Genomic DNA, 4,522 nt, shown 5'->3' on the forward strand with positions numbered 1-4,522 from the left:
GCTTTATATAAAAGTGAAAATATTCAACTGAATAAAACTAAATCACAGCTAATTAACAAGTTATCAGCTCTTATCAAACACTACAAAAAAGATAAGCCCGATGTTGCGAGTTCTTTAAGAGAATTAAAAAAGTCTATCCAAAACTGGCAATTAGCACGTAAATTAACCACAAAAATAGATTATGATTTAGCGAGAATAGTTAAATCTGCCAACTCTCGAATTCCTGCCGGAAAGTATATATTAACGATTACGCCTAGGCAGAAAACAGTTAAAATTTTTGGAGCAATACATAAAGAAATAAATGTAGCTCATCTGCCCCATGCTGATGCTAGTGAGTATATTCAGAGTCATGTCAGATCTGAATTAGCCGATAAAGACTACGTTATCATCATACAAGCTGACGGTCGAATCATAAAAAGCCCAGTAGCCTATTGGAATAAGACACATCAAGAAGTCATGCCAGGAAGCCAAATTTTTATACCTTTCAAACCTGCCTTATTTAACTCTGATTTTGACTTAATAAATCAAAAGTTACTGTTATTAGCTTCAAATAGGGTTCTGTAATGAATTATAAAAATTATTTAAGACTAATAAGAATGTGTTTGATTTTAATTTTCACAGTCTCGTTTGTCGCTCAAACACAAGAACTAAATAATACAAACACTTGGAACCTTAAACCATTCGCTAGCTCAATGATGGTACACGGTGGTACAGGACTGATTCAAACTCCTAATGCACGTATGCTAAATGAAGGAGATTTACAAATAAGTTATACCGATAACGATCAATATCGATTTGGCTCTGCAACCTTTCAACTCTTCCCTTGGTTTCAATCAACGGTCCGTTATACCGACGTTCGTACACGGCTTTATAGCCAAGTTCCAGACTTTAGTGGAGACCAAACCTTAAAAGATAAAGGCATAGATGCTAAATTTCGACTAGTCAAAGAATCTTATTACCTGCCAGAGGTGTCCGTCGGATTTCGAGACTTTGGTGGAACTGGCTTTTTTGAAAGTGAGTTTATTGGTCTTAGTAAACGATTTGGAAATTTCGACGTTCACCTTAATTTAGGCTGGGGTTATTTAGGCTCTTCAGCAAACGTAACCAACCCCTTTTGTGAATTAAAAGAAAGTTTTTGTAATCGACCGGGGGGATTTTCTGGAAGAGGTGGAAAAATTGATTACCAGCGTTTTTTTAAAGGCGCGTCTTCTATTTTTGGAGGCATTGAATATCAAACCCCTTGGGCACCACTGCGTCTAAAACTAGAATATGAAGGAAATAATTATAAAAATGACAGAGCTGGTAGATTACAACAAGACACCAACTGGAATGTCGGCGCTGCTTATCGTTGGAACAACTTTGATTTAAGCCTTAATTACCAAAGAGGAAACACCATTGGTTTTGGCATTAATTATAACTTTAATTTACACAACATCAGGCAAGTTAAAATTGATAGAGCCCCACGAGCGCTCTCGCTAAAAAGCCGGGACATATCAATCCAACAATTAAACCGCAATAGATTAATGCGGGATTTACAATACCAAGCTGGTTTTACCGTAAACGATTCTATTTTTGACGAAGAACAAATAACGATATACGGCCAGCAAATAAGTTACCGTAACTATGATGAAGCAGTGGAAAGAGTCGGGCGCATTGTCGCCTCCGAATCCCCTGAATCAGTAAAAGAAATTAATATAGTCAACACTTTAGGTTCTGTACCAATTGTAGAGACTGTCATCAATGCAAAAGAATTTAGAAAACACGCAACACATCAAACGTTACCTGTTAACTTGAGTAGTACGTATCAACGACAGGAAATTAGTCAAGAATCTGTCGAAGCATATGCTCCATCTAATACAGCTGGTTTTTATACCGGCATTGAAACATTTTGGTTGCAGACTTTTGGTAACCCAGAAGATTTTTATTTATATCAAGCAGGAGTGCTGATAAATGGAGGATATAGTTTTAATGGTAAAAGCAATGTATCCGGCGCAATTAAGGTAAATCTATTTGAAAACTTCGACAAATTTAAATTCACCACTGATACTGCTAACAGTACCCTACCTAGGGTTCGCACTAACGCCCGAGAGTATGTATCCAACCGCGATGTGACCTTAGAAAATCTATACTTAAGCTGGAGCGACCGTATCGCACCTAAAATATATGCACAAGTATATGCAGGTTACCTAGAGTCAATGTTTGGTGGTGTGGGGGCTGAAATATTGTATCGCCCAGTCAATAGCAATATAGCATTTGGATTTGATATAAATTATGTACAACAACGGTCATACGAAGATACTTTTGAACTTTATGATTACAAAACCCTGACCGGTCATGCAAATATTTATTGGCGACCACAGTTTATTCCCAGTACCCAGCTAACATTCAACATTGGCAAATACCTCGCTAAAGATAAAGGTGTTACAGTAGACTTTGCAAAACGATTCGATAGTGGAATTATAGTAGGTGCATATGCAGCTTTCACCGACGCTAGTTCCAAGGCATATGGCGAAGGTAGTTTTACTAAGGGGTTTTACTTGTCTATTCCATTCGACCTTTTTTCACTCAAACCAGCAAAAGGTCAAGGCCGTTTGCCATGGATTCCCATTGCACGCGATGGGGGCCAGGCACTAACTCGCCCAAGTACTCTTTATAATACAACGGAAGAGCGCTCACCTTTTGATTAGATTAAAAAGATGACCGAAAGGATTTAAGCTTGATAATTCAACTTTATTGGCTAGGCCTATGTGAAGGTCATTAGCAAAATATAATAATTAACATATTCAAAGCCATTCCCGTTTGTATACGTTTGGGACCTAGCATATAATGCTCCCCGAAATGAAGAATCGGTTCCGCTGATTAAATTTTCTAGCTACGTTAAAGGACAGTTTTCTTGTTTATCAATTTATTTTCGTTTTTCCTGTCATTTTTATTAGTTGCTGGTTTGGTAGTAGCCCTTTACCCTGTCGCACAAAATGTCGGTTTAGTTGACCGGCCATGCAGTAGAAAACAGCATGAAGGAGAAGTTCCGCTAATAGGTGGTTTAGCAATATATACTGCTATAACTATCAGTAGTTTTATTATTACTCCTTTTGATGCTCACTATAAGATGTACCTTTTATCAACATCATTCATGGTATTTATTGGTGCACTTGATGACTTCCATGACTTAGATGCCCGCCTTCGATTAATAGCTCAAACTCTAATCGCTTCATTAATGGTTTTTGGAGCAGATTTGTACATTCAAGATTTAGGAGATATTTGGGGTTCGAACATCGTTGAACTCGGTTCTTTTGGCCCAATATTTACGGTTCTTGCTGTAGTTACCTGTATTAATGCTTTCAATATGACCGATGGTGTTGATGGATTAGTTGGCACATTGAGTTTAAACGCTTTTATTGCTATTGGCGTGTTAGTTGTGACCGCAAATACTCATTTTGATAACAGCGTAATGTCCATGTTTATTGGCGCTGTAGTTGCTTTTATGTTTTTTAACTTTGGATCATTTAAAGGCGGGAAGTATAAAATATTTATGGGAGACGCAGGTAGTATGCTTATGGGATTAACTGTTATCTGGTTAATCACATACTCAACTAATAGCGAACAAAATTTTCTAAGTCCTATTACAGCAGTATGGATTATAGCAATTCCACTTATGGACATGTTTTCAGTAATGTTCAGACGAATCAGAAATGGAGATTCACCATTGAAGGCTAGCAGGGATCATATTCATCATATATTCTTAAAAAATGGCTGTAGTAGTAAAACGACAACTTTGTATATAAGTGTAATTGCAGGGATATTTTCTTCAGTGGGTATTTTGTCAGAATACTTTTCTATAGATGGAAGTATAATGGCTTCGTTGTTCGTAATACTCTTTTTCCTATATAATTATATAATGATCAAGTTAAGCAAGCCTTAAAATCAGTTGAATTTTTATATAATTCCATAAATTAGAACTTCATTATCTAGTTACGATATTATCTCAGATCATCACTACCAGTCGTGGTAACTTAGAAGAATGAATAAAAACAACCAAATAAAAAACATCCCTATTTTAAAGAATTTTTTTCTGATTTTATCGGGTACTGCCTCCATTCAAGTTTTAAACTTTGTATTAACCCCACTCCTAACTCGTTTGTTTCAAGTTGATGATTTTGGATTTTTAGGGATTTTTAATACGACCATCACCTTACTAGTTATTTTATGTGGTTTATGCTACCCCTTAGCAATTGTCATGACACAAAAGGAACATCTGTATAAAAATATACTGTCTACAACGTTTAAAATATCCGCTATGCTCTGTATCACTATGTCCATCGTCCTCTTAACAATAAAATTCAATTTTGATACTAAAATAAACCCAATTGTGTACTTTCTTTGTGCTGCCATATTTCCTTCGTCTATTTCAGCGATTTTAACTCAAGTATTAATAAGAAAACAAAAATTTAAGGAATTAACACTAATAAGTTTATACACAACTATTGTGACAAGTGCTGCCAAGATCATAGCAGGGTACAGT

4 protein-coding genes are annotated in these 4,522 nt (G+C 36.2%); all 4 read left to right on the forward strand.

The features are described from left to right. Positions 1-564, forward strand: a 564-nt coding sequence (locus tag ACSHXM_RS20955) for a capsule biosynthesis GfcC family protein (protein WP_435692207.1), incomplete at its 5' end; no start/stop codon positions are given. Positions 565-692: 128 nt separating this feature from the next. Then, positions 693-2,687, forward strand: coding sequence for a YjbH domain-containing protein (locus ACSHXM_RS20960; protein WP_435692213.1), 1,995 nt, complete (start codon positions 693-695; stop codon positions 2,685-2,687). Between the two features lie 206 nt (positions 2,688-2,893). Further along, complete coding sequence (gene wecA / locus ACSHXM_RS20965) at positions 2,894-3,922, forward strand: UDP-N-acetylglucosamine--undecaprenyl-phosphate N-acetylglucosaminephosphotransferase (RefSeq protein WP_435692209.1); 1,029 nt, start codon at positions 2,894-2,896, stop codon at positions 3,920-3,922. Between the two features lie 99 nt (positions 3,923-4,021). Then, on the forward strand, positions 4,022-4,522 hold a 501-nt coding region (locus ACSHXM_RS20970), incomplete at its 3' end, for a lipopolysaccharide biosynthesis protein (RefSeq protein ID WP_435692211.1).

This window comes from Paraglaciecola sp. (assembly GCF_051252315.1).
Classification (GTDB): Bacteria; Pseudomonadota; Gammaproteobacteria; order Enterobacterales; family Alteromonadaceae; genus Paraglaciecola.

Coding starts and splice junctions, on each gene's coding strand:
- ACSHXM_RS20960 (WP_435692213.1), top strand. CDS start 693: ATGATGGTACACGGTGGTACAGGACTGATTCAAACTCCTAATGCACGT.